The sequence below is a fragment of the Litoribacillus peritrichatus genome (assembly GCF_039537985.1).
GTDB lineage: Bacteria > Pseudomonadota > Gammaproteobacteria > Pseudomonadales > Litoribrevibacteraceae > Litoribacillus > Litoribacillus peritrichatus.
On sequence record NZ_BAABBN010000007.1, the window covers coordinates 259,968 to 284,790 of the forward strand.

Here is a 24,823-nt window from a genome sequence, read left to right on the forward strand (position 1 = left end):
TTTCTTGTGCCTTCAACTAAACTTCCATTTACATTAATGATTATAAATGGAAGCGACGATGTCCGACCCTCTTAGCTATTTCAATGAGACCCATCAGTTAGTTCGTCAAACCGTACAACAGTTTGTGGCTCGGCATGTATTGCCGTTCGTAGCGGACTGGGAAGAGCAGGAGTCGTTTCCTGTTGCCTTGTATCAAACGGCAGGTCAGGCCGGTTTATTGGGCATTGGCTACCCGGAAGCCTTGGGTGGAACGGGGGAAGGCGATGTGTTTATGAAGGTGGCCTTCACAGAAGAAATTATGCGTTCAACCTCAGGTGGCTTGGTGGCGGGCCTGGGGTCCATCGATATTGCATTGCCGCCGGTGGTTAATTGGGCGACAACAGAACTCAAAGAACGGGTTGTGCCAGAAGTGATTGCCGGAAATAAGATCGCAGCTTTGGCCATTACTGAGCCAAGTGGTGGTTCGGATGTTGCCAGTTTAAAAACCCGTGCTGTCCGGGAGGGCGAATACTACCGGGTGAATGGCAGTAAGACGTTCATTACCAGCGGGGTACGTGCAGATTATTATACGGTCGCAGTTCGTACCGGTGGCGAAGGGCATCAAGGCATCAGTTTGTTATTGATTGAAAAAGACACACCAGGATTTCAGGTGGGCAGGCGCTTAAAGAAAACCGGTTGGCGTTGCAGTGATACGGCCGAGTTGTTTTTTGATGACTGCCGGGTGCCTGTGGATAACCTGATCGGTGCGGAGAACACCGGCTTTGGTTGTATTATGAGTAACTTCCTGAACGAGCGTCTGATGCTGGCGATTATGGGCTACATGACGGCGCAAATAGCACTGGAAGAAAGTCTGGCGTACATCAAACAACGGGAGGCTTTTGGTCGCCCAATTGGTAAGTTTCAGGTGAATCGCCACAAGCTGGTGGACATGGCAACGGACATCGATATTGCCAGAGAATACACCTACCGGGCGGCGGCTATGATGCAGGCGGGTCAAAGTCCAATCAAGCAAGTGGCGATGGCCAAGAATTTTGCCACTGGCGTAGCGGAGCGCGTAACTTATCAGGCGGTGCAGTTGTTTGGCGGTATGGGCTACATGCGCGAGTCTGTGGTGGAGCGTTTGTCGAGAGACGCGCGAATTCTGGCCATTGGTGGCGGAACCACCGAAATCATGAAAGAAATGATTGCCAAGCAGATGGGGTTATAGCTTGGTTGTGTTGCCAGTGTATAAGCAAGATGAGTAAGAGAGGCGCTGCTCTGTTGATGAGCCGCGCCGTTTGGTTATTTGATGAACCGATCGACGATGTCCTGAATCACACCTTCTTTTTTCATTTTGTATATTTCAATATCAAACTTGATTGAGAAATCTTTTTTAAATGGAAAGTTTTTGTCTGCATTAATGTCGGTATACCCCAAATACCCTTCGTTGCTTGAGATGACGGCGGCCTCTTTCAGAACGACGTTTTTTTCATTATGTTGATAGTATTCACCTGTCTCTTTGAGCTGTTTCAGATACCAGCTAAAAGGCGTTTGGGAGGTGACGATGCAGTCCGCCCGCTCTTTCAGTAAATACGGAATGAGGGCTTTAATATCTTTCAGCTCGTGGAGCTGGACTTGTTTATTTTTTACCATCTGACTGAATGCTTCTCCGGCCCGTCCGTCACCCCGGGTCATGGCAAACTTTAACCCCTGAAAGTCCTTTGGAAAGGCGGTACGAGGCGTATTCAATGCCTTTTCATTGCAAATCACGACGTCACGCTGAGTATATAATGCCTGCGAATAAGGCCAGAGATAAGGGCGCTTCGGCTCTGCTTGAGTCAGCCAGTCATGGGCATGAAAATACGGTGGCAGTATCGCAAAGGCGGTGCCGTCTTCGGCGTACGCTTTGGCTCTGACCCAGGGAACCACATTAAATGAAACCGTATAGCCAGGCATTCTGGAAACGGCGGTTTTGACAATTTCTATATAAATCCCGTCGAGTGCATTTTGTTCATTTCTGAAACTCAAGGGGGGCAGAGAATCATAGGTGTAGATCTCCACGTTTTGAGCGGAAAAGGCCCATGAGTTAGAAAGAAAATAAACCAGCAGGCACAAGCTAATTTTTTTCATGTTATTCAGTCTCCTCGTTCTGTTTTGCTTATGGGTAAAAGCAACGAAGAACCCGCTGACGTATCCCAGACTCTATAGGGCTGAAGGCATTTAATGATGTGACTCAGCACGCCAAGGTTTCCGTATAAAAACCATAGCATAGCTTTTTGGTCGTGCGAGTTTCAGTGGGTTGAGCTGCATCGAGTGAACGTCTGGCATACGTTACGGGGCATGGCGTATATGAAATAAAGCGCCGTTACTCGGAAATTGTGTGGTTTTTATTCAGGCTTCAAAGATCGGTCTATAGTAAAACGATGGTCCGATTGGGTGGCGCTTATGCATTACGAGACGGGTTTGCTGGTATTGGTGTTTGTGGTTTTATCGTTGTTTATCGGCGCGGCCACTCGAGATCTGCTGAAAGGCACTCAAATCCCCTATACGGTGGCTTTGCTGATCATTGGCTTGTGTCTGGGGTTGGTGCATCGGACCGATTTTTTTGCGCAGCAAACGCCGATGCTGGCAGAGACGCTGGATCTGGTGGTGGATGTCAGTCCACATCTTATTTTGTTTGTGTTCCTGCCTACGCTGATTTTCGAAAGTGCATTTGCGATGGAAGTGCACCTGTTCCGTCGTATGTTTGTTCAGATAGCGGTGCTGGCGGTGCCTGGCTTAATCGTTGCGACCATGTTGACTGCAGGGCTGGCCCAGTGGGCGTTCCCGTTTGAATGGAGTTGGGCCATGTGTCTGATGTTTGGGGCCTTGATCAGTGCCACAGACCCGGTGGCAGTGGTGGCTCTGCTGAAGGAGGTCAGTTCTCGGAAGCGTTTGGAAACTCTGATTGAAGGCGAATCGTTACTTAATGATGGCACCGCCATTGTGTTCTTCTCGTTGTTTTACGGTTGGGTGCTCAGTGCTTCAGCGCAACCTGTGAATGTATTTGCCGTGGCGGCTCAGTTTACCTGGGTGGTCTCTGCTGGGTTGGTGATTGGCTTGGCGGTGGGTGGCTGGAGCATCATTTGGCTTGGGCGGGTATTTAATGACCCCATGATTGAGATTTCGTTGTCGATCATGGTGGCGTATTTGGTCTTTATGTTCGCTGAAAGTATTCATGTTTCTGGTGTGGTTGCGGTAGTAACTTTGGCCCTTGTGTACGCCAGTATTGGGCGAACTCGAATCTCCCCAGAGGTGGCTGGATTCCTTCATCATTTTTGGGAAATGATGGCACATATAGCTAACACTTTGATTTTCTTACTGGTTGGTATCCTGGTGGCGGTTCGGGTTCCCTTGAATGATATCGAATTGTGGCGTTCGTTAGCTATTTTGTATGTGGGAATCATGTTAATTCGTACTTTTTCGGTGACGCTGTTTATGCCAATTTTGAAGCGAATAGGAATAGGTATTAACCGTGAAAAGGCGACGGTGTTGGTATGGGGTGGCTTACGAGGGGCCGTTTCTTTGGCGTTGGCGTTAACCGTTGTAGCGAACGATCAGATACCCAAAGCGATTGGCGATCAGGTCATGTTTTTATCGGCCGGCATTGTCGTATTGACCATTTTAATTAATGGCTCAACGATGGGCTGGGTGCTGCATCAACTTGGACTGGATCAACTTCCGCCTGCCAAACAAGCAACGGTGGACAAAGCGTAAAGTACCATCAATCAAGGGCTTAACGTGATGTTGCCTGAGATGATGACCAATCATTTTTTGAAAGGGGCGGACTGGGACTCGGTCAAGGAGGTCGCGGGATTGCGTGCGGATGTACAGGTGAGTGCTGAAGAAACTATTTCGGAAAGTGACATGATGGTGGCGTTCAAACGACGCTTGTTAGAAACCGAACGACAACATTACTGGAATCAATTTGAACAGGGCACGCTGGGTAAACAGGCCACTTCCAGGCTGGTGGAAGCGGTGGAGCATGCGCTGGATGGTGACCCTGTGATAGGCCCAAGGCCGGAGTTATATCAAGCCTGGCAGACGCCGAAATTACTGAATCAATTACGGGAAATTAAAGGATTAAAGCGAATTGCAACATCGTTTGCCTTTGATCGGTTGGCTCAGGGCTACGACGTAGCGCGAGGGTTTATTCAAGCGCAAGAAGCCTTGGCTGAGCATATTGATACCTTGGCACCTAACCCGGATGCGGCGGCGTTGGTGCGTAAGGAAGTGGCACAAAATGAACAGGACACGCTGAAACAAATTCATCACCTGCGTGAGAGCTTTCCCGAAATTATTCACGCCCTGGAAACCCAGGCGGCGACGCGCTTGCTGTTGAACCGTGAGCGCGCTTTGGTTCAGCATCAGCTGAAATTGGCCGTGCTGGATAAGCCAGAAGCCGAGCGCTTAGTGCATGACGTTGAGCGGCGTATGTTAGACCTGCAACGCCGGCCGGTGTTGCTGGCAATAAAATCGGATCAGTTAGTGGATTGTATGCCCTGGAGTCGCGCCTTATGCAATGAAACCAAGGAGAAGTTGTCGGCAATGATGGATCAGCGCATTTACAACCCTGATGATATGGTTGCGGTGCAGGATAAACCGCAATCGGCGGTGGGCGTGATCATCCGGGGCACGGTTGAAGCCAAAATCAAACAAGACGCCACCGTCAGTGTCACCAGTTACGGCCCGGGTGAAACCATTGCGGTGTTGGCGCTCTTATCGGGGCGCAGCCCGGCAACCTACCGGGCGGAATCCCCAGTGGAAATTATTTGGTTTTCTGTGGAAAAAATGAAAGTGTTGGTCAATAAAGACGGCGATTTGGCGAGAGCGTTAGCCGCGTTGATGTCGGCTTGAAGTCTCAGGCCGTAGGGGCGGAAATAGAAAGGTAAGCAAACGGGCTGGGCCGTTTGCTTACTGCAACCGGGTTGCAAAAGTTAAGGCTTTGATTTGCCTTAGTTATTGATGGTTAAGTAATCATAAACAATTTCAATGTTGTCGCCTTCTTCCGGTACGGCCGTCCCGTAAAATACCACCGAATTGGATAAACTGATGTAGTTCCAGCCATTGATGCTGTTTTTGGCAATTTCCAAACCGTTGACGGTGACCTTAATCGACCCTGATATGGGTGCGTTGGGTAGCTGGAAGGCGCTGGCGGCCGCGCCTGCTTTAGTTGCAATGTCGTCCATGATGGCATCAAAGCTGGAGGTGTTGGATATATCCGCGACCGAACCCCCACTGGCCAGTGCCAAATCATCGTATTGACTGGTCGAGAATTGAGAATCCGGCTCGACGATGGCGTATACGCGATAGTTGCGGCTCAGAAACAGGTTATTGCTGACATCAAACTGAGCGTTGGCACGAGACGGGTATTGGCTTGGTTCATCACTCAGGATAACCACCGACATCGAAGAGTCTGCTCTTGGGAAGCCTGCGGCAGTGACCACACCATCGTTTTCATCACCTAACGCGATGGAGCGTAACGCCACCTCCGCATTATAAATGCCCGTTTCTGTGCCTGAGCCTCGAATCCCCTGATTGATCACATCGTCTTTGAATTCGTTCAGGTCAGAGGTGAATGCGCCATCCTGGTTGGTGTCCGCAAGCGTTACGGAAATGCCTGTGTTGATGGTGCCGATTTTAATGTCCAGTCCTGAGTTGTTGATTCTGGCTTCGAAAGCATCGGCTGCTTCTGCAACGGCTTGCTGTTCATCACGCATACTGCCGGAATTATCAATCACAAACAGGAAGTCGGCTTTGGTCTGAGTGGACGAGCCGGTGAAGGTGCTGGTGCCGACGGTGGTCGTATCGGTGGGCTCAGCGATATTCGTTCCGTCCGTCAGGCCACTGATCAGACCTTCGAAAGACTCCAGCTCGGTTTCACTGACAAGGCTGACTAACAGCAGTACTTTATTGTCGTCCATGGCATTCGGGTCATTCTCTAAAAAGACCACTGTCATGTTCAGGCGATAATTGGTTGTTTTCACTTCGGAGTTCAGCGCAGCAGGCAGATTCGTGATGACTCCGCCCAGTTTGTTGATGCCGAGCAGTTGCACCAAATCATTGGCCACGTCCGTTGGGGCTTTTTCGGTGGCTGAGATCAGCTGGTAACTGCCCAGTGAGATGCCACCGGCATTCAACTGAGAGGTTGAAATGTTTTGCACTGCGTACTCGGCTTCCTGAGCCACGGTGTTTGCAAAGTTAGCGAGTACTTCCTGCGCGTTTGAACCTGCGTTTAATGTGGGTCGTTCTGCGACGAAAGCAGACACTTGGCGGATGGTAAGAGCCGCCGCGCGGACACTGGCAATGCTCACCCCTTCGGACTCACCGGCGTACAACATAACCCCATCAAAATCGCCTTGTGGTTGGACTTCCGGTTGCTCATAACCCGATGGAATAAACACTTGTTTGGAGGTGGTGGTGACGGAGTCTACCGAGGCCGGTTCAGTCTGTTCCCGTACATTCAGGGTCAATTGAGCGATTTCTTCCTGACCTGCGGAGCTGACCACTTTTGCCTGATACGTCACGGCTCCGGCGGTTTCCGGTGTGGTGATGGTCAGTGTGGGGGTATTGTTGTCAATGATTTCAGAGGTTGTACTGTTTTCCCAAATGTAGCTGAAGGTTTCATTTTCCTCCGGTTGGCGAGACAGTGCGACGGTCATGGTCACCTGGCTGTTTGTTTCTGGGTTGGCAGGATTGGCGGAGAAACTTGAAATCAGGTCAATGGAGTCGTCGACGGCATCGTTCGGGTTACAAACCACTTCCTCCCGGCTGGCGTCGTTGTGGTCAAACGTCACCAGGTAGCCACCTGTCGGGCAGCGCAAATCGCCAAAGCCTATGCTGGTGGTATGAATGATGTCCGACGTGTCTTCCTCCAGAATCGCTCCATCGCAAATCACCAGATTCTCAGTGATTTCGTCGTTGCCGAGGGTGCTGTCGCCGTTAGTGTCGATACCGGCAGAAAACGCTTGTCCGCCTGTGGGGCAGGCTTCATTGGGGGCAACGCCGGATGCCACCGAGAGCACAGCGCTTCCGGTGGGGTCGTCGTTATTGCTGTCGTGATCTTTGTCGTCGTCAAAGAGGTTACAGCCCGTTAGCAGCGCGCCGGAGAGCACAACAACGGCGGGCAATCGAAAGCCGGGTTGTTTGATCATTGAATAATTCCTTTTACTCGAGAGTTATGAGTCTCATCTGTAAATTCAGATGGGTGACAGCGCATGGAAACAGGGTGTTTCAGCGCTGGTCGAAATAGTACGAGGAAGGAAATTGGTCACTGACCTATTATGGCAAGAATGTGTGACCTGGTTCTCACTTTTCGGGTGAGCCAGGTCGGGCTTCTAAGGGAATGGTTTGATAATTTTTGGTATGAATTCGGCTACTTGGGTCAAACGGTTTCCAGAGCATTCTGCTTTAGCAAAGCGGCCTCCAGTACTGAGGCGGTTGAGGGGCGACCTGTTAAGTAGCCTTGCACCACATCGCAGCCCAGCTGCTTCACGTAATCTAATTGGCGTTGGGTCTCAACCCCTTCAACCACCACTTTGAGCTTGAGATTCTTGGCCATTCCGGTGATGGCTTTGAACAGCATGTCGCTGTTTTTACAGTCGGGGATGTTTTGGATGAAGCTGCCGTCAATCTTGAGTTCATTGATGGGCAGCAATGCTAAATAGCTTAGGCTGGAGTAGCCGGTTCCGAAGTCGTCCAGCGCCACCGTCACCCCAAAATCATTGAGGGTTTTTAATTGCGTGGCAACGCCCTCGATGTCGTCGATGAAAGCGCTTTCGGTGATTTCAAGTTGTAACAGCTCAGGTTGGATGTCGTAGTGGTTCAGTAAGTCTTTCACTTCTTTCACCAGATTACGATGCCGCAAACTGATGGGAGAAACATTGATGGCGGTGGTGACGGCGATGCCCTGAGTCTGCCATTGTTTCAATTGCTGACAGACTTGATTCATGACCCACTGGTCGATGCTTTCAATCAAGCCGTTTTCTTCTGCCAGAGGAATGAACTTCGCTGGCGATACATGGCCCAGTTCGGGGTGAGTCCAGCGCAGTAAGGCTTCTGAACTGCAAATGGCACCGGTCTTCACGTCCACCTTGGGTTGATAATGAACCTCTAATTCATGGTTGTCGATTGCATTTCTCAGCGCGGCTTCCAGAGTGAAATGCTGCATGGAGCGTTGTGCCATCTCTTCCTGAAACAGTTGTAAACCGTTGCGGCCATTGGCTTTGACGCTGTACATGGCGGTATCGGCATTTTTTAATAAGTCTTCAACGGTTGAACCGTCGTCCGGGTAAACACTGGCGCCGATGCTGGTGGTGACGTGCATGGTTTGGTTTTCTGTAAGCTGAAATGGCTCTTTCAGAACGTGGTTGATGCGTTTTCCTAGCGTTGAGATGTCTTTGTAGCTGTGAATCATTGGCATTAAGATGACAAATTCGTCACCGCCCAAGCGAGCCAGAGTGTCGTCTTCTCGGGTGATGCGTTTCAGTCGGTCAGCCAGCTCAACCAATACATCATCGCCACAACTGTGACCGAAATTATCATTAATCCGCTTGAATTGATCCAGGTCGATGAACATTACGGCCAGTTGGTGCTGCTTTCTGTGCGCACTGGCGATGGCCAGTGAAACGCGGTCTTTTAATAACCGACGGTTAGGCAGGCTGGTCAATTCGTCGAAATAGGCCAGATGCCGAATTTGTTCTTCTTGCTCTCTGTGTTCGGTAACGTCTCTGAATAGCCCGGTGTAATGGGTGATGTCGTTGAATTCATTATAAACAGCGGTGATGGTCAGCCACTCTAAAAAGAGTTCGCCGTTTTTTCGCTTGTTCCATATTTCACCGCTCCATTTGCCTTCGTGTTTTAAGCTGTGCCACATTTGACCGTAAAATGCAGGGTCGTGTTTGCCGGAGGCCAGTATGCTCATCGTTTGGCCTACCACGTCTTCTTCGCTGTAACCGGTCAATAGGGTGAAGGCTGGATTGGTTCGGATGATTTGTCCCTCGGGACCGGTAATGATAATGCCTTCCATGGCGAACTCAAAGACGCGCTCGGCCAGATTGAGGTCTTGCATGGATTGCTTCAGGGCTTCGTCTCGTTTTGACAGGGCCACCTGAAGCTGGGAGGAGTACTCCAGCTGAAGAAAGTGAAGGATATGCCGCATGGACAGCATGCCTTCAACCCGGCCTTCATCATTCGTTACGACCAGGTGCCGAATTCGGTTCGAGGACAAGGCTTCTCGTGCGGCCAGTAAAGAATCGTTTTTATTGATGACAATGAGATCTTTTAACGCGACGTGTTCTAATGTGAGCGAGATATTGCCGTTGGCTATGACTTTGACCAGATCCGCCTGAGTGATGATGCCAATGGGCTTGGCGTGCGCGTCAATGACCACAGCGGCATCGGTCTGGCGCAGGCGCATGATGTCCACCGCTTTGGCAAATGCCAGGCTGGAATCCATCGTTAAACAGAGTTCTTGAACGGTTTTCACTTTATAAAGCGTTAAGAAGTGGTCGACATTGATGTTCAAGGTAATGTCGGTTTGGCTCATTATGCCCTGTGAGCCGTCGGGGTAGTCTACCAGGCAGTGACGGAATCCTTTCCGACGAAACAGCGCCACCACTTCGCCGATTCGCGTTTGACTGGGAACACTCTCCACCGGGCTGGTCATATGAGAGCCAACCGATTGATAAATAATGTCCGCCCGGTTGAAGTTCAGTTTAATGGTGTCTGCTTCTGTCCAAATACCAATGATCTTGTGGTTGTCTTTCACCAGAATAGAGCTGCATTGGTGTGTTCTCATGGCGTGTGCCGCGTGCGCCAAGGTGTCGTCCGGTGAACAATAAACGAGATTACGGCTGGCGACGTTGCCGACAGGAAGATCAAAGTGCATATTAATTACATCGAGTTTTGAAGATACATAAGACGCTCTCGACTGTGACCATCATCATGACAGGGTGGGGTCAGAGCGGGCTTGAAACAGAACGGGGCATTATATTGTCTTATGGATGGAACCTGTTGATCTGGATTAATAAACAGATCATTAGGTCAGCTTTTTCTGTATGACGAGTCTTTGTGTTTTAGCTGGTCTTCATTGGTGTTAACAGGTCCTAACTGATGTTATTGCTTGGATTCTGTTGCTAAGTCCTGACGGTGTTCAGCCTTTGGCGCCGTCAGAGGAACGGTGATACGAATATCGGTGCCGCTGTTTATGCCACCTTGCCGGCTGTGCAATTCGATGGAACCGCCCAAGATGCCGGTGACGATCGTGTGGACGATGTGAAGGCCAAGACCACTGCCGCCCTGACCTAAACGGGTGGTGAAGAAAGGGTCGAAGACTTTATTCTGATTTTCTCTGGGGATGCCTTTTCCGTTGTCGCTGACGACGATATAGGCTTTTTCATGCTCACAACTGGCACTGATTGATATGGTGCCGTGTTCATGCTCATCAAAGGCATGGGTGGCGGCGTTGTTGATCAGGTTGTTGAGTACTTGGGTAAACGCGCCCGGATACGAATCCAGTTCTCCGTTGATGGTGACCAAATCAATCAACTGAATGTTTTTATCATCACATAGGAAGCTGTGAGTGGTGGCAATTTCCCGGATGGTTTGAGCAAGATTGAAGGTTCGTCGGTGTTCGCTGGTTTGGTCTACGGATATCTGTTTAAAGCTGCTGATGATGTTAATGGCGGAGCTCAATGCGCGTGTTAGAATTTGCTCCGAAGTGGTTAAGTCGTCAATGTATTCTGCCATGGTTTGTTTGGTGAGTTTGTTGGTCTTAAACTGATCCGCCAGAGCAGCGGTTTTGGTTTCTAAGGTGGAGGCGACCGTAAGCGCAGTGCCAATAGGGGTGTTTAATTCGTGTGAAATGCCTGCGACTAAGGCACCCAAAGAGGCCAGCTTTTCTGATTGAATCAGTGTTTTTTGGGTTGCTTCAAGCTCTAACGTCTTTTTAGCGATGGTGTCGGCCAGATTTTTGTTTAAGGCATTGATTGTCTGGGTGGCTTGTTCTGCACGCTCTTTTTCGCGTTTTAGTTCTTCCTGAGTTTGAATGATCCCGGTAATGTCGGTGGAAAAGCCGCAGATATATCGAATGTTGCCTTGTGCGTCTTTAATAGGAAACTTCACACTGATGAACGAAATGTTTTCGTTATTCTGTTGAACTTCTTCACGAAAGGTCAGCATTCTTTGTGCTTTTGCCACTTGCTGATCGTGATTCATGAAGTGTTCTGCTTGTGCTTTGTCAAAGAGTTCATCGTCCCGTTTGGACAGGGCTTTTTGTAAGCTGATACCGGTAACGCATTCAAACTCGGTATTTACGAAGTGATAACGGCCCTCTAAGTCTTTCAGGTACACCACAGCCCCAGAGTTATTGAGAATATTTCGATACATCTCTTCATTAACGGCGAGGTCATGAATGGCTTTTTCTAAGCGGTTACCAACCTGGTTTATTTCGGAGATCAGGGTGGCTTCGAATCGAATTCGAGGCGTGTGTTGTGTTTTGGCTTGGGCAAATTGGTTCAGGTACTGCAAGGATTTACTGCTGACCATGGTAACGAAACTGATGATACTGAGGATCAGAATCAGGACGATCAAAGTGACGTAAGCCAGGGTTTCCCAGAACAGAAACTGGTGGGTTTCAAGCCAGGATTGTTGTTGCCATAACACCATTGTCAGCCCCGAATTTAACGACAGTGGTGTAAGCTCAAATTGATTAAAATGATCATGATTGGATTCGTTGTTTGGCGTATATTTGGCCGTTGAACTGACGGCGTTTACCCACGCTATAGGGGGGTGTTGAGGCCATTCAACTTGGGTGTTTGAGCTGTTTTGGTTTGGAGCAGACGCGGTGGATGAAAACAAGGTTACGGCATCGCTACGGGTGCTTTTCATGATTCGGTTCAGCAACGACACGTTGTCGTTGAGAATCACAATACCGAACAGGTAGCCTTGACGGCGATTGAGTTTTCCGGAGACGATCTCAATGCCATAACTGATCGCAGAGACAGCGCCCATGCTGCCGTCTGGCGATGGCGCATGAAGGAAATGGAATCCGGCGGAAGGTAAGCTGTGTGGCAACGGAGCGAACAGGGATTGCGTAGGGTACGGTGAGGCGCCGCCAATAATGGGCGTGCTGTATTTGGACTTCATGAACACCATTAAATCCAGAGTGTCCGCCGCATTTGAGCGAAGCGATTGATTCATCAGCGCTTGAATGTCCTGAGCCTTACTTTTCTGCGCCGGGTTGTCCTGAATAGCGGTCTGAAACGACCCCTTGTTATTGAATGCGATGACCGCATTTTTGGTCTGACTCAACAGTTCTTCAAAGCGGAGGTTGGTGATTTCGGCTTGCTGCTGGTTGTGCTCGTAGGTGCTTTGTTTTGCAATTTCCAGCGCGTTTAAATAATACAGGCTCAGTGTGGTGGCCGCAGTAATGCCGAGCGCAGTGATCAGACAAAGGGCAATCAGCTTACTGAAGGCAATTCCTTGTTTGGGGAACAGTGGCTGGAATGGGTTAGGGAGTTTCATTGGAATACCTGAAGGCACGTTTTTCAAATCGCTGCAATTGTTCCGGGTCTATGCCTTGCTGGATTAACCGAAAGCTGCCGGAGTAAATGGTGGGCACTTGGGATGCTCGCCCAGACAGGTCGAGAGCTATGGCTTCGGCCATAGCGACGCCGTTGTCATCGTTCATTCGCATGACGGTGAAATCCAGTACTTTGTTTTTGATGCTGGCCAATTCGTTGGAACCGCCTCCCCAGCCATTGACGATTACTTGTTCTTTTAAATCATGCTGCTGAAGGGCATCAATGGCACCTAACGCTATGTCGGTGGAAGCAGCGTAGATAAAGTCCAGCTTAAATTCATCGTTTTCTAGGTGGTTTTGAATGAGCTGTAGGGTGGCTTCCTTAGCCATGTTGCGGTTGAAGTTGACGTAGTAACTGTCGCGCAGCTGGTAATTGACGGTGGCATTCATCTGGCTTTCAAATACACCGCCTCTGATTTTACTCACATAACCTTGAGTACCGAATAAAATCGCGTAGTTGGCCCCGGAAGGAAACCTTGACTGATACTCTTTGACTAGCAGCTGGGTGCCGGTGGCGTGGTCAAATCCGACGTATAAAAACGGTTGGTTGTTGCCAAACGACTTTAATGGTGTGGTGATGTTCTGGAGAATGATTTTGGTCTTCCCTTGGCTCATCACACGTTCGATCAGTTTTTTGTGTTTGATGGCGTCCAGCGTAAATATGAGGTAATCAGGGGTGTCATGGAAGGCGTTGCCGATCAGTTTCGATTGCAGGTTGAGATCTGTGCCTGGCTTGGTGAATTGAGAATCCAGCACATAGTTGATGCCAATTAAATCCAGCCTTTTGGTCAACGCGGCTACACTTCTTCGCCAATAATCAGAGACTTGAAGCCCTGGATAAACGACCATGATCTTGATGGCGTCCGGGTGAGTTGGTATGGGCTCGACCTGGCTTTGTACTCTCAGATTAAATGCTTCGGAGATAGCACGCTGTTCAGGGTATTGCTCGTGATATTCATCGATCATCCAGTAGCCGTTAAACCGGATATCGGCCAAACCCAGAGGTGAAATTGCCAGCCATAGTATCAGGCAACTGCATTGGAGAAGTCTTTGATATTGATCGGGCGTTTGCACTGATAACATGCCTGCTCCTGCTTCATAATGCTGTTGTTTTATTATTGTTTTAAACGTTCTTTAACATAGTTCAAAAGTAGTAAGTCTTCAAATTAAAATTGATTCTATCTTTCTGTATTTAAAAGGATTTCTTGATCTTTTTGTCAGGTGTTTATTTCTGATGGCAAGCTGCTGGATGCCCTGAAATAGTGCAGTTCATTTATCTATAAACATAAACGGCAAGGCAGACATTTAAGGTGTGAAGCGTATTTGTGATTACTGTGGATAACTCTGTTTATTAATGGGTTTATTTGGTGTTTTTCTTGTGGGTAACTCTGTTGAAAACAAATTTTATTGAGATCATTCTTTTTTATTAGTTGGCGCGTTAAATGCTAGTCAGGGAAAGAGTTTACACAGTTATGATGCAAATCAGTGGTTCCAAAGTGATTTTCAGAGATCATGGCTTCGCATTTCTTAAAAGAGGGTACGTCAGTGAAATTATTTATCAGGCTTGTGATTTTAAGTTTAATTCCCCTGTTAACACCGAATTACAGCTGGGGCATGACGGATGCAGAGGCGATCAATAAGTCGGGGCGACAGCGTATGTTGTCTCAGCGAATGATGAAGAGTTATTTGATGGTGGGCGCTGACGTAAAAGTGGATGTGGCGATAAAGCAGCTGGATGCCAGTGTGGCTCTGTTTGAAGAGCAGCTCTTAGAACTGAGAGATTACGCGCCAACGTCTGCGGTGAATAAACAACTGGATAAGGTGGAGTCGCTGTGGCAAATCCACAGAGCGAAAATTATTTCGACGCCGAATAAAGATATGGCTGCTGAATTGATGGCTGAGAATTTATCTTTATTGAAAGCATGCGATGATGTGGTGAAGGCCATTGCTAAATACGCGAAAATTGACAGCGCTCAGCTGGTTGATATGTCTGGTAGACAACGGATGTTGTCTCAGAAAATAGCCAAGGCTTACATGGCGTTGTACTGGAAAGTGAGCTCTGAGGTACTGGAACAAGAGTTTACGCAGGCGGTTAAGTTATTTGATGAGTCGTTAACAACCCTGAATGACTACTCTCGCAATACGGATGCGTTGTTAAAGTCATTGCGTAAGGTAAACAACCAGTGGAAGTTCTCTCAGTCCGGTTTTAAATTGGGCGACGACGGCCGGTATGTACCGACCGTGATTGCGGTGACGACCGAGTCGATTCTGAAAAAGATGGATCAGATCACCAAGCAATACGAGCAATTGATGATCACACAAAGCCGACAAGTGGCAGCGAATTAGCGGGCAACAAATTAAGCGAGTGCGTTGGTTGCCTGAAATTCATTTATAATGACTTGTATGCAACAACCCATCATCGGATACCATCAAGACGAACAGGGTGACTGGGTTGCCGAATTGGCTTGTTTCCACGGTCAACATGTTCGTCATCAGCCTCCGTTCATTAACCGCCCTTGGGTCGTGAATGAGGCGGGGCGTCAAAGCATGTTAGGGCACAGGTTGAACTGTGTTCGTTGCGATCGGCGAGAGCCGGTGAATGAGTCGATTGCCCGAAAGCACCTCTAGCAGGTTGTTGATTTTCTATCTGTGTTGCCCTAACGGCGTTAAAATCAGGCTCAAAATGCTCATTTATGAACATAATACCCAAGGGGCACACTGACTCCGCTTTTTCGTCTGATTTTGCCTTGTTAGTCCTGCCTCGATAACGAAATCAACAGCCTGCTAGCTAGGTCTGTAAAAAACCGTCTGTAAAAATCTTCTGTAAATAGCCTTCTGTAAATTTCTACTATAGTGAAGTGACGTTAACGAAAATAGACGGCTCATTATGGGATTGTTTATTTTGAAGGCTTGCCTGGTCGCCTTTTTGATTTTCAACACGGCTTGGTTACATGGCGATGAACTGGACTTCGATCAGTTGTTGGAGGCTGATTTCGAAGAGCTGATGAATATTTCGGTGGTGACTCCGGGGCGTCGAGCTCAGCGGTTGTCCCGGGTGACCGTATCCACCTCCGTATTAACCCAGCAGCAAATTCGACAGAGTGGTGTCACCAGTTTACCCGAAGCATTAAGACTGATGCCCGGAGTGATCGTTCGGGAAATGGCTAGCGGTCATTATGATGTGCATATCCGTGGGTTGGACAGTGTTCCACCCAATAAAGGTTATCCGGATATGTTCAACAAATCGGCGTTGGTCATGATTGATCACAGGCCGGTTTATAATTACTTCAATGGTGCTGTGATTTGGCAAGAATTGCCTATTGAGTTGCATGATCTTGCCCGAATTGAGTTGGTGCGGGGGTCATCCGGTTCTTTGTACGGCGCAAACGCCGCTTCCGGTGTGATTCACTTCATTACTCAGGATGCGTTTGAGGAAGCCAACCATGTCAGTGTTGCCCGGGGTGAAAATCACAGTGAAGATTTACGGGCGCGATTTTCTTCTAAGTTGAGCGATACGGCGGCTTTTTCCGGGTCATTTCATCGCAGCCAACGGGATCGAAGTGACGATCAATATTACAGTTTTGATGCCTTGGGTTACCGGCCTTTGGCATCGGTGAATTCATTAGTGACCGACCTACCCCTTACCGAGCTGGATAAGCGTTATCCTGATCAGCGCTTATCCCTTGATAAACAAGGACTGAATCTTTTTTTGGATATGACGCCCGCTGCGGGTCAATCGTTAAGGTTGTCAGCAGGCCTTGCTCATTCGAGCTACCAGTCAGTTTTTCACGACAGCAGAGCAACGCCTTTGGGCAGTTATAAAAGTCAGCATCAGTATTTGAGTGCGGTCTACGACAGCCAGGCACTGCATTGGGCTGGTAGTGTGAAGCAGGGTGAATTGGTGGCGTTATCGGTTATGGGGTTTGATTTTGACTATCAGGTGTACGACACAACGTTGGAGCATAAAACCTGGTCAGATGGCACCTCGTCTTTGACGCTGGGTGGCGCGCTGAGTGGCACAGAGTATAAATCCGGCTTCTTAGGGCATAATGGTAAAGCAGATCAGTTTAACAGCGCGCTGTTCAGCCAACTGCATCATCAGTTGAATTCGAAACTGCGTGTAACAGCGGCCGTTCGAGGTGATTATTTTGAAACGCCGAACGATGTTTTCTGGTCCTTTTCAGGGGGAATGAATTATCAAATAAGTGATGATCTGAATGGTCGGGCTTATTTGGGCCGAGCCTATCAAAGCCCGTTTTTTATTGAAACGAATGTGAATGCCGATGTCATGCCGAGCAGCAATCGCAGACTAAAATTTCAGGGCAATGACAATATGGCGCTGACCACTATCGAAAGCGGTGAAGTCGGTTTTCGGTATCGTATTCGGGAAGGTCACAATCTGGACTGGGAGTTGTTTGTTATGCAAGCAGACTCCTATCCGGATATTGAGACCGACATCTCCGTAGACAATGGTGTGGTCGTGACCGACTCAAAGTTTGAGACGCTCAGGTTGAAGGCCAGGATCATCGGCAGTACTTTGTCCTGGCAATCGTCCTGGAGTTCGCAGGTTTCCAGCCACGTTTATGTCACTGCACAAAACACGGACTTGAACGATGCCCCTACGTTTACGGGAACGCTGGAAGACCGGCATCACAAAGGTACCCCGACTTATTATGGCGGTGTGGTTGTTAATTACCGGCCTACGGCCGTTTGGAACTGGAATGTAAATGCTTACTATCTGGATGAGCAAGCGTTTGATTACCGTATGTTGGACGAGCGAACCTTGGACGATTCGGTCTACCAAGAAGACAGTCGTTGGATCTTAAACACGAAGCTGAGCTATCAATTTCATCGCGTGGGCAGCGTGTTCATCAATGGTCGAAATCTGGTGAATAGCCGCCAGCCACAGTTGCAGTACATGGATCGTTTGGACAGTCTGTGGATGGCAGGCGTCGAGCTTGACTTCTAGGGAGCCTCTAGCACCCGCAGAGATAGAGCGGACTTGTTCAGAAGCTCCCTAGCGTTAGCCGACCGTGAGTGCCAGTAATAAACTGAGGTCTGCGTAAGACCAGCCGGACTCTTCCCGCCATTGATTAAATTTTTCCTGGACGGCCAGTAAATCGCGTTGGGCGGTGGGTTTCTTATCGATGATCTTTCGAGCAATGAGCGCGGTTACTACGTCATTGGTGAACATGAAGGTATCTCTGCCCGTCATTCTTAATACATAGGCGCCGGACACGCCACCTAACTGAGAGCCGTGTTTTTTCAGATAGGCCCATAATCCGATGACGTCATTTTCCGGCCATTGCCGGATGAATTGAGCAAAACTGCCGTGCTCTTCAGAGGCGTGAAGGATCATGCCTGCATTGATTCGAATGGCTTTAATTTTGCCCAAATGACGGATCAAGTCGGTGTTCTGCATGTGTTCTGCAATGGCATCGTCACTGAGGTGTGCGTTGCCAAGGATATTAAAGTTGTGAAAGGCTTTTTCAAACGCCGGCCATTTGGCGTCCACCAAGCTGTGTTTTAATCCGGCCCGGAAGATGCGCAGGCTGATGGTGGATAAATAGCGGTCATCCGTGATGTTATTGATGTCCGAAATGGTGTGTGGCTGATACGAATATCGGCCTTTGATCAGTGCTTTCAGGTTGGCTTCGGAGCCCTTTTGCTCAATGGCGTTTTGGTAAATGCTATTAAAACTGGTCATGGGGATTCGTCCTGGAACTTACCATATGGCGATAAATTAGAGTAATTACTCAGTTTTTGATTGACGGCGTCCTGTGGTTCAAGAAATAATCAAATAATAACGATAATAGAATGCCTTCTAGAACACTATAACGAAAGAAGGTTCCAAAAGATTTTACCGTGTGGGGAAAGAAGTATGAACCAGCAACACTCAGAGACGATAAATACTCAATTTGATTATGATCAGGTGGTCATCGGTTCTGGTTTTGGTGGTTCGTGCAGTGCACTGCGCCTGACCGAAAAAGGTTACAAGGTACTCGTACTTGAGAAAGGGAAGCGCTGGCAGGATCAGGATTTTCCCTCGTCCAACTGGAATTTCAAAAAATACCTGTGGGCACCTAAAATTGGTTTCACCGGCCCATGGCAGATGTCGTTTACCCGCAAAGTAGTGGCCATTCATGGGTCTGGTGTGGGTGGTGGCTCTCTGATTTACGCCAATACCCATTACATTCCTAATAAAACCATCTTTGAGTCGGAACAATGGACCCGAACCCGCAAAAACTGGTACGACGTATTGTTACCTTATTACGGGTTGGCTCAGCGAATGTTAGGCACCAGTGAAGGCCGTTACGAAGGGGTGGCGGATAAGCTGCTGAAAGAAGTTGCCCAGGATATGGGGCGGGAAGATACCTATGAGCTGGTGGATACCGGGGTCTATTACGAAGATCAATATCAAGCCGCCGACAACAAAGCGGAACCGTATTTTTCCGGTGAAGGGCCTGAGCGAGCGGCCTGTAATTTATGCGCCCGGTGTATGGTGGGGTGCCCCAAAAATGCCAAGAATACGTTAGAAAAAAATTATCTGTATTTTGCAGAAAAAAATGGCGCTGAAATTCGCTCGGAATCACAGGTTACGCGGATTGAACCTTTGCCAGGTGAGAATGGAGAACGCGATGGCTCCGGTGGTTATGAATTAACAGTGAAAACATCCACCGGCTGGTTTGGTGAGACGTATCGCATTCGAACCAAAGGTGTGGTGCTTTCTGCTGGGGTGGTGGGGTCATTAAATTTATTGATGGCCAGCAAATACAAACAAGGTACTTTGACCAATATCTCGGATTTGATTGGTCGACAGGTGCGCACCAACTCCGAAACCTTTTATTCGGTGGGTTTTGATACTAAAAATACATTCAAAGAAGCGGATATTTCAAAAGGTCTGGCGATTACTTCTTCTTTTAAGCCAGATGACATTACCACCATCGAACCGGTTCGATTTAATAAAGGCTCGGATTCTGCCTGGCTCAGCTTTGGTATGGTACCTCTGACGGATGCAGGCGGGATTCCCCGGGGAATTCGCTTGTTGATCAATATGATTATGCAACCGTTGACCACCCTGAAACTGATTAACCCGGTAGGCAAAGCCAAGCGCAATAATGTGCTGATGATCATGCAGAGTGCAGACAGTTACGTGCATGCAAAATGGAAGAGAGCCTGGACTAAGCTGTTTCGAAAGCGTTTAACCATTGAACAGGAAGCGGGCGACCAAAAGCTGACCACTTATTTTGACGTTGGCCAAAAGGTGGCTCGGAAATACGCCGAAAAATCCCAGGGTGAAGTGGGTAATGTGGCGCTGGATATTTTGGTCAATACGCCGGTCACTGCTCATATCATGGGTGGTGTACCGATAGGCAAAAGTGCTAAAGACGGCGTGGTCAATGAGTCCGGAGAAGTGTTTGGTTATCAGGGGCTGCGTGTGCTGGACGGTTCCGTCATTCCGGGGAACTTAGCGGTGAATCCTTCGTTAACCATTTTAGCACTGAGCGAGTTTGCAATGTCGCATGTTCCAGAGAAAGAAGGTTGTGAGCATAAGGCGCACGTACAGTTTTCCAAGCCGTTACCGGGCATGGTGTCTGCCCTGGACGGCGAAGGAGACTTGCTGGCTGAAGCCATTAAGCGTTCACAGGCTGCGGAGGATGCAAACGTTATTCATATTTCCTCCGGAACGAACTAAGCCGTTACCTTTGTAAGTGCGCGGCTAAATTCGACCCTAACCTTAAAATACTTTGTTGTTGGGCGGGGTCGATGAGCTGACCGTGTTCGTCAAACGCTTTGAATGCCTGAGCAATGGCCTGTTGTTCTGGCAATACCAGAATTCCGAGGTTTGCTAACAACATCCTTAAGAAAACCAGTCCTCTAAGCCCTCCCAGACCGCCTGGTGAGGCCGACATAATACAGGCTGACTTTCCTTGGTAAGCGACGAGCGGCGGCTCGTTGTCTTCCGTGGCACGAGAGGCCCAGTCAATGACGTTTTTGAGGAGCGGGCTGAAGGCGCTGTTGTACTCTGGTGAGGCAATCAACAAGCCGTCGTGCTCCATCAGCAATTTTTTAAATTGTTTGGCGGGCTCTGGTACGCCTTGACTGGCCTCTAAATCCTGATTAAAAATCGGCATCGGATAATCGGCCAAATCGACGACGGACACCTCTGCGCCAGCCTGTTTGGCGCCTTCGGCGGCGATCTTGACGAGCTTTGAATTCACTGAATCTGTGCGAGTACTGCCAGAAAATGCCAGTATTTTTGTCATGATCTTTTCCTTAGTCGTATTGACGTTGTGTGTTGTCTACCGGATGCTGAGAAACGGATGAGTGACAGAACTAGTATAATCAAAGGATGTCCAACGGAAGGAGAAAGTTATGAACTGGAGATTAAAGGTGTTTCGGAGTAAAAAATTATTTGGTTGGGCGCTGTTGCTGACCCTGTCTCAAGGATTCATTGTTCAGGGCGTGTATGCCGGCTCAAAGGATTATCAAGAACTAAGCGTTCAGGAGATCAGAGCGCTGAAAGACCGGCAGGCAGCGATGCAGAATGCATTAGTCACTTCGGATGATTCCGCATCACCGTGTGTGTTTATTAACTCCACCAAATTACGACGTATGATCATTAAAAACGACATTGAAAAAGGCATGATGGCGTCGGACGTGATTAAAGCGAGAGGTAAGCCTGCGGTCGTGAACCGTGATTCTGGCGGGATGGAACAATGGGTGTATCAGTATTCTGATTCCTCCCTGTATTTGTATTTCAGAGACGGCTGTTTGGCGTCCTGGAATTAATTCTTTTTCATGCCTGACCTGGGGTTGCATGGTCTTTTGATGATGCTATCAACTATAAAGCACTGTTTGGCTAAAAGGTTGCTACTCTTTATGGAGACTTGTTCAGAATAAAAGTTGTATTCCTAAGGGGTGGGTGCTTGAGGACTTTGCTACCTATTTTTCTTGCTGTTTTGGGGTTGGCTCAATTTTCGGTTGTACATGGATCGGCAGATCCGGTTACTTCCATAGAGGTCTTATGCGAAGACTGGGAAGGTTATACCAATAAAGACGGAAGTGGTGTTTATTGGGAAGTGGTCAAAGAAGTTTATGAGCCAATAGGTATCAGAGTAAATACGAGAATAGTCCCTTGGAAACGTGCGCTGTTAGCGGTGGCAGAAAAAAAAGCAGACGCTGTTTTAGGGGCCTATTACTCACAAGAAAAAGATGGAAAAGAGTTCCTTTACCCTGAATGGCATATAAGTGTAGAGGACCCTGTGATGATTGTTTTCAAAAAGGATCGTCTGCCAAATTGGGCCAAAGAGGGAATTCAAACACTAGAACATACAAGTTTGGCCTGGATCAGTGGATACGACTTCGACCAATCGTTCTTGAAGGACTTTTCTGTGAACAGTTTTGAGATAAGGAACGTCAAGCAGGGATTATCAATGGTAAATCATGGTCGGGTAGATGGGCTATTGGACTATGAATCCGGGATCAGAAAAGCGGCTCATGAACTTGAGATTTCTTTAGTAAAAGATTTTGAAATGAAAGTTGTTAAGTTAGGGAGCAAGCTTTATTTGGCTTACTCTAATACGGCCAGATCAGAAGAGCTGCTTACAATTTTTGATAGCAGAATGGCGCAACTGGTCGAGTCTGGTGCTATTGAAAGAATTTATCGTAAATGGATGTTAGCAAAAGAAAAGTTCGGCAAAGAAAGATACCGAGGCAAATAACCTTTTCAAGTTTATTAGCTGACACGGTGTTTTGAACACTCTCATTTTTATCTGTTCACCCAAAATATCGCCGCTAAAATAATAACCATCATAATCAGTGACCAGCTCAACTTTCCTTTTGGGTTCGCATGAGTAGAGAGTTTATCGGGGTTGTCTGTGATGTATTGATCAATGATGTCCTTTGCTTCTTTAAGCCCCAAATTTTGTTGTTCGCGCAGTATTTTAATGGCTTCAATCTTACGGCCGCGATTGATTGCGTCAGTAACTTCAGGAGAAAGGTCGTTCATTTTGATTGCTCTGGTTTATGAGTGGCGTTCTTTACAGAGTATAAACAGTCGTGCTGAGAAAAAAATAGGGAGGATTTAAAAGTGGAACCGAAGTTCCACTTTAAGTTCTTGCCTAGCTGAGAATTAAATCTCTGCTGCCAGGCGAGAGCCTTGGTTGATGGCGCGTTTTGCGTCCAGTTCTGCGGCAACGTCGGCACCACCGATAACATGCACTTTCATGCCTTTATCTTCGGCACCGGCGGCGATCAGATCATCTGCTAACGAGCGGTTAGATGTTTGGCCTGCACACATGATGATGTTGTCGACGTCCAGAATGCGCTTTTCGCCATCGACGGTGATGTGAAGACCTTTGTCGTCGATGAGGTCATAGCTGCAACCTGGAATCATAGTTACGTCTTTTTGCTTCAATGTAGCACGGTGAACCCAGCCGGAAGTTTTCCCCAGGTTTTTACCCACAGAGCTTTCTTTACGCTGCAGTAAGAATACTTCACGCTCTGCTGGCAGTACTTCAGGTTGAGCCAACGCTGAACGGTTTTCAAGCGAAGTGTCCACGCCCCATTCTTTATACCACTGCTGCTTTTCTGCTTCGGCATCTCCGGCGTGGCTGTGTACCAGGTATTCACCCACGTCGAAACCGATGCCGCCAGCACCGATGATGGCGACTTTTTTACCGACGGGCTTTTTATCGCGAAGGACGTCTAGGTAAGACATGACTTTATCGTGATCTACGCCCGGGATACCAGGCTTACGAGGCGTGATACCGGTTGCGACGATGACTTCGTCAAAGCCCTCTTTGATTAGGTCATCAGCAGAAACAAATGTATTCAGTTGGACTTTAACACCATATTTTTCGATCATTTTACCGAAGTAACGCATGGTTTCGTTGAAGTCGTCTTTACCCGGCACTTGCTTGGCAATGTTGAACTGGCCTCCGATCTTGTCATCTGCGTCGAACAAGGTGACATCATGGCCGCGTTCCGCCAAAACTGTGGAAGAGGCCATGCCCGCAGGACCTGAACCAATCACCGCAACTTTCTTCTTATCCTGGGTTGGAAGATAACGAAGCTCGGTTTCGTGACACGCTCGCGGGTTGACCAAACAAGAAGCACGCTTCATCTGGAAGGTGTGATCCAAACATGCCTGATTACATGCAATGCAGGTGTTGATTTCGTCTGCCTTGCCTGCTTCGGCTTTGGCGACGAAGAACGGATCGGCCAATAAAGGACGCGCCATAGAAACCATATCCGCTTCGCCGTTAGCGATGATGCCTTCGGCAATTTCCGGGGTATTAATACGGTTACTTGCACAGACCGGAATGTTTACTTCGTTTTTAAGCTTTGCTGTCGCAAAAGAGAACGCAGCACGAGGTACGGAGGTTACGATGGTCGGAATGCGGGCTTCGTGCCAGCCGATACCTGTGTTGATGATGTTTACACCGGCTTTTTCGATTTCCTTGGCCAGGGCGGCTACTTCGTCCCAGCTCTGGCCGCCTTCAACCATGTCCATCAATGACATACGATAAACGATGATGAACTTTTCACCGACGGCTTTACGAACGGCCTTTACAGTTTCGATTGCGAAGCGCATACGGTTTTCGGCGCTGCCACCCCATTTGTCTTTACGGTCATTCACACGCTCGGTCAGGAATTGGTTAATCAGGTAACCTTCCGAAGCCATGATTTCAATGCCGTCGTAGTTGGCGTATTGCGCCATTTTTGCAGCATTGGCGTAATCAGCAATGGTTTTCTCGATTTGTTTGCCAGAAAGTTTGCTTGGTTTGAACGGCGTAATTGGCGATTTTTTATTGGAAGCAGACACACTGTAAGGGGTGTAGCCATATCGACCGGCGTGAAGCAGCTGAAGGGCAATCTTACCGCCTTCATTGTGCACCGCAGAGGTAACGCGACGGTGTAAAAGGGCCGTCATTTTGTTGTCCATGCGTGAACCAAGCGGTAATAACTCACCACGACGGTTTGGTGAATAACCGCCTGTGATTGATAAACCAACACCACCACGAGCACGTTCAGCAAAATACGCTGCTAATTTTTCAATGTGGTAGAAGCGGTCTTCCAGGCCAGTGTGCATAGAACCCATGATGACGCGGTTCTTTAATGTGGTAAAACCTAGATCCAACGGTTGCAGTAGATTCGGGTAATGTTTGTTCATTTCATCAAGCTCGTTTTTAGTTGTTCGATGTTGATAGATCAATA

At 48.3% G+C, this 24,823-nt stretch carries 18 protein-coding genes; 9 read left to right on the top strand and 9 right to left on the bottom strand.

Translation table 11 applies throughout. The annotated features are described in order from the left end of the window. Positions 1-58: 58 nt before the first annotated feature. Positions 59-1,207: an acyl-CoA dehydrogenase family protein gene (locus ABD744_RS10925; RefSeq protein WP_344798420.1), complete on the top strand. Its 1,149-nt coding sequence runs from the start codon at positions 59-61 to the stop codon at positions 1,205-1,207. A gap of 74 nt (positions 1,208-1,281) precedes the next feature. Here ABD744_RS10925 and ABD744_RS10930 read toward each other — a convergent pair whose 3' ends face one another. After that, positions 1,282-2,109, bottom strand: a complete 828-nt coding sequence (locus tag ABD744_RS10930; RefSeq protein WP_344798422.1) for a substrate-binding periplasmic protein — start codon at positions 2,107-2,109, stop codon at positions 1,282-1,284. A 315-nt stretch (positions 2,110-2,424) separates the two neighbouring features. Here ABD744_RS10930 and ABD744_RS10935 point away from each other — a divergent pair, with 315 nt between their 5' ends. Then, positions 2,425-3,735 (top strand): cation:proton antiporter, encoded by a 1,311-nt coding sequence (locus tag ABD744_RS10935; RefSeq protein ID WP_344798424.1) that lies wholly within the window; start codon positions 2,425-2,427, stop codon positions 3,733-3,735. 27 nt (positions 3,736-3,762) lie between these two features. Next, positions 3,763-4,875: a cyclic nucleotide-binding domain-containing protein gene (locus ABD744_RS10940; protein ID WP_344798427.1), complete on the top strand. Its 1,113-nt coding sequence runs from the start codon at positions 3,763-3,765 to the stop codon at positions 4,873-4,875. 98 nt (positions 4,876-4,973) lie between these two features. On the opposite strand, the gene ABD744_RS10945 is transcribed toward ABD744_RS10940, so the two are convergent. The 4 genes from ABD744_RS10945 to ABD744_RS10960 form a co-directional block, all read right to left on the bottom strand. Further along, complete coding sequence (locus ABD744_RS10945; protein ID WP_344798429.1) at positions 4,974-7,172, bottom strand: DUF7151 family protein; 2,199 nt, start codon at positions 7,170-7,172, stop codon at positions 4,974-4,976. A 230-nt stretch (positions 7,173-7,402) separates the two neighbouring features. Then, the gene (locus ABD744_RS10950; protein WP_344798431.1) at positions 7,403-9,907 is read right to left on the bottom strand and encodes an EAL domain-containing protein; all 2,505 of its coding nucleotides are present in this window, start codon (positions 9,905-9,907) and stop codon (positions 7,403-7,405) included. 227 nt (positions 9,908-10,134) lie between these two features. Then, a complete protein-coding gene (locus ABD744_RS10955; RefSeq protein ID WP_344798433.1) occupies positions 10,135-12,543 on the bottom strand; it encodes a sensor histidine kinase in 2,409 nt (802 codons plus the stop codon). Further along, positions 12,530-13,684 (bottom strand): substrate-binding domain-containing protein, encoded by a 1,155-nt coding sequence (locus tag ABD744_RS10960; protein WP_344798435.1) that lies wholly within the window; start codon positions 13,682-13,684, stop codon positions 12,530-12,532. The genes ABD744_RS10955 and ABD744_RS10960 overlap by 14 nt, the downstream gene beginning before the upstream one ends. A gap of 462 nt (positions 13,685-14,146) precedes the next feature. Here ABD744_RS10960 and ABD744_RS10965 point away from each other — a divergent pair, with 462 nt between their 5' ends. The 3 genes from ABD744_RS10965 to ABD744_RS10975 all read left to right on the top strand — a co-directional run bounded on the left by ABD744_RS10965 (position 14,147) and on the right by ABD744_RS10975 (position 17,570). Beyond that, a complete protein-coding gene (locus tag ABD744_RS10965; RefSeq protein ID WP_344798437.1) occupies positions 14,147-14,947 on the top strand; it encodes a type IV pili methyl-accepting chemotaxis transducer N-terminal domain-containing protein in 801 nt (266 codons plus the stop codon). Between the two features lie 48 nt (positions 14,948-14,995). Continuing rightward, complete coding sequence (locus ABD744_RS10970) at positions 14,996-15,229, top strand: DUF3565 domain-containing protein (protein WP_425562163.1); 234 nt, start codon at positions 14,996-14,998, stop codon at positions 15,227-15,229. A gap of 259 nt (positions 15,230-15,488) precedes the next feature. After that, positions 15,489-17,570 carry a TonB-dependent receptor plug domain-containing protein gene (locus ABD744_RS10975; RefSeq protein WP_344798439.1) on the top strand — a complete coding sequence of 694 codons (2,082 nt, stop codon included), beginning with the start codon at positions 15,489-15,491 and terminating at the stop codon, positions 17,568-17,570. A gap of 54 nt (positions 17,571-17,624) precedes the next feature. On the opposite strand, the gene ABD744_RS10980 is transcribed toward ABD744_RS10975, so the two are convergent. Beyond that, the gene (locus ABD744_RS10980; protein ID WP_344798441.1) at positions 17,625-18,308 is read right to left on the bottom strand and encodes a DNA-3-methyladenine glycosylase I; all 684 of its coding nucleotides are present in this window, start codon (positions 18,306-18,308) and stop codon (positions 17,625-17,627) included. 174 nt (positions 18,309-18,482) lie between these two features. On the opposite strand from ABD744_RS10980, the gene ABD744_RS10985 reads away from it, so the two are divergent. After that, positions 18,483-20,297 carry a GMC oxidoreductase gene (locus tag ABD744_RS10985; RefSeq protein ID WP_344798443.1) on the top strand — a complete coding sequence of 605 codons (1,815 nt, stop codon included), beginning with the start codon at positions 18,483-18,485 and terminating at the stop codon, positions 20,295-20,297. Between the two features lie 4 nt (positions 20,298-20,301). On the opposite strand, the gene ABD744_RS10990 is transcribed toward ABD744_RS10985, so the two are convergent. Beyond that, positions 20,302-20,868, bottom strand: a complete 567-nt coding sequence (locus ABD744_RS10990) for an NADPH-dependent FMN reductase (protein WP_344798445.1) — start codon at positions 20,866-20,868, stop codon at positions 20,302-20,304. Positions 20,869-20,977: 109 nt separating this feature from the next. Here ABD744_RS10990 and ABD744_RS10995 point away from each other — a divergent pair, with 109 nt between their 5' ends. Both ABD744_RS10995 and ABD744_RS11000 read left to right on the top strand, forming a co-directional pair. Beyond that, positions 20,978-21,394, top strand: a complete 417-nt coding sequence (locus tag ABD744_RS10995; protein ID WP_344798447.1) for a hypothetical protein — start codon at positions 20,978-20,980, stop codon at positions 21,392-21,394. 137 nt (positions 21,395-21,531) lie between these two features. Next, on the top strand, positions 21,532-22,326 hold the full coding sequence (locus ABD744_RS11000; RefSeq protein WP_344798449.1) for a substrate-binding periplasmic protein: 795 nt from the start codon (positions 21,532-21,534) through the stop codon (positions 22,324-22,326). A gap of 47 nt (positions 22,327-22,373) precedes the next feature. Here the strand turns inward: ABD744_RS11000 and ABD744_RS11005 are convergent, their stop codons facing one another. Together ABD744_RS11005 and ABD744_RS11010 are read right to left on the bottom strand one after the other, a co-directional pair. Then, positions 22,374-22,613 carry a ribosomal protein L7/L12 gene (locus ABD744_RS11005; RefSeq protein ID WP_344798451.1) on the bottom strand — a complete coding sequence of 80 codons (240 nt, stop codon included), beginning with the start codon at positions 22,611-22,613 and terminating at the stop codon, positions 22,374-22,376. Between the two features lie 123 nt (positions 22,614-22,736). After that, positions 22,737-24,779 carry an oxidoreductase gene (locus ABD744_RS11010; RefSeq protein ID WP_344798453.1) on the bottom strand — a complete coding sequence of 681 codons (2,043 nt, stop codon included), beginning with the start codon at positions 24,777-24,779 and terminating at the stop codon, positions 22,737-22,739. Positions 24,780-24,823 lie beyond the last annotated feature (44 nt).

Excerpts from the sequence above, each read along its gene's own strand:
- ABD744_RS10925 (WP_344798420.1), top strand. The coding sequence starts at position 59 with ATGTCCGACCCTCTTAGCTATTTCAATGAGACCCATCAGTTAGTTCGT.
- ABD744_RS10930 (WP_344798422.1), bottom strand. The coding sequence starts at position 2,109 with ATGAAAAAAATTAGCTTGTGCCTGCTGGTTTATTTTCTTTCTAACTCA.
- ABD744_RS10935 (WP_344798424.1), top strand. The coding sequence starts at position 2,425 with ATGCATTACGAGACGGGTTTGCTGGTATTGGTGTTTGTGGTTTTATCG.
- ABD744_RS10940 (WP_344798427.1), top strand. The coding sequence starts at position 3,763 with ATGTTGCCTGAGATGATGACCAATCATTTTTTGAAAGGGGCGGACTGG.
- ABD744_RS10945 (WP_344798429.1), bottom strand. The coding sequence starts at position 7,172 with ATGATCAAACAACCCGGCTTTCGATTGCCCGCCGTTGTTGTGCTCTCC.
- ABD744_RS10950 (WP_344798431.1), bottom strand. The coding sequence starts at position 9,907 with ATGCACTTTGATCTTCCTGTCGGCAACGTCGCCAGCCGTAATCTCGTT.
- ABD744_RS10955 (WP_344798433.1), bottom strand. The coding sequence starts at position 12,543 with ATGAAACTCCCTAACCCATTCCAGCCACTGTTCCCCAAACAAGGAATT.
- ABD744_RS10960 (WP_344798435.1), bottom strand. The coding sequence starts at position 13,684 with ATGTTATCAGTGCAAACGCCCGATCAATATCAAAGACTTCTCCAATGC.
- ABD744_RS10970 (WP_425562163.1), top strand. The coding sequence starts at position 14,996 with ATGACTTGTATGCAACAACCCATCATCGGATACCATCAAGACGAACAG.
- ABD744_RS10975 (WP_344798439.1), top strand. The coding sequence starts at position 15,489 with ATGGGATTGTTTATTTTGAAGGCTTGCCTGGTCGCCTTTTTGATTTTC.
- ABD744_RS10980 (WP_344798441.1), bottom strand. The coding sequence starts at position 18,308 with ATGACCAGTTTTAATAGCATTTACCAAAACGCCATTGAGCAAAAGGGC.
- ABD744_RS10985 (WP_344798443.1), top strand. The coding sequence starts at position 18,483 with ATGAACCAGCAACACTCAGAGACGATAAATACTCAATTTGATTATGAT.
- ABD744_RS10990 (WP_344798445.1), bottom strand. The coding sequence starts at position 20,868 with ATGACAAAAATACTGGCATTTTCTGGCAGTACTCGCACAGATTCAGTG.
- ABD744_RS10995 (WP_344798447.1), top strand. The coding sequence starts at position 20,978 with ATGAACTGGAGATTAAAGGTGTTTCGGAGTAAAAAATTATTTGGTTGG.
- ABD744_RS11005 (WP_344798451.1), bottom strand. The coding sequence starts at position 22,613 with ATGAACGACCTTTCTCCTGAAGTTACTGACGCAATCAATCGCGGCCGT.
- ABD744_RS11010 (WP_344798453.1), bottom strand. The coding sequence starts at position 24,779 with ATGAACAAACATTACCCGAATCTACTGCAACCGTTGGATCTAGGTTTT.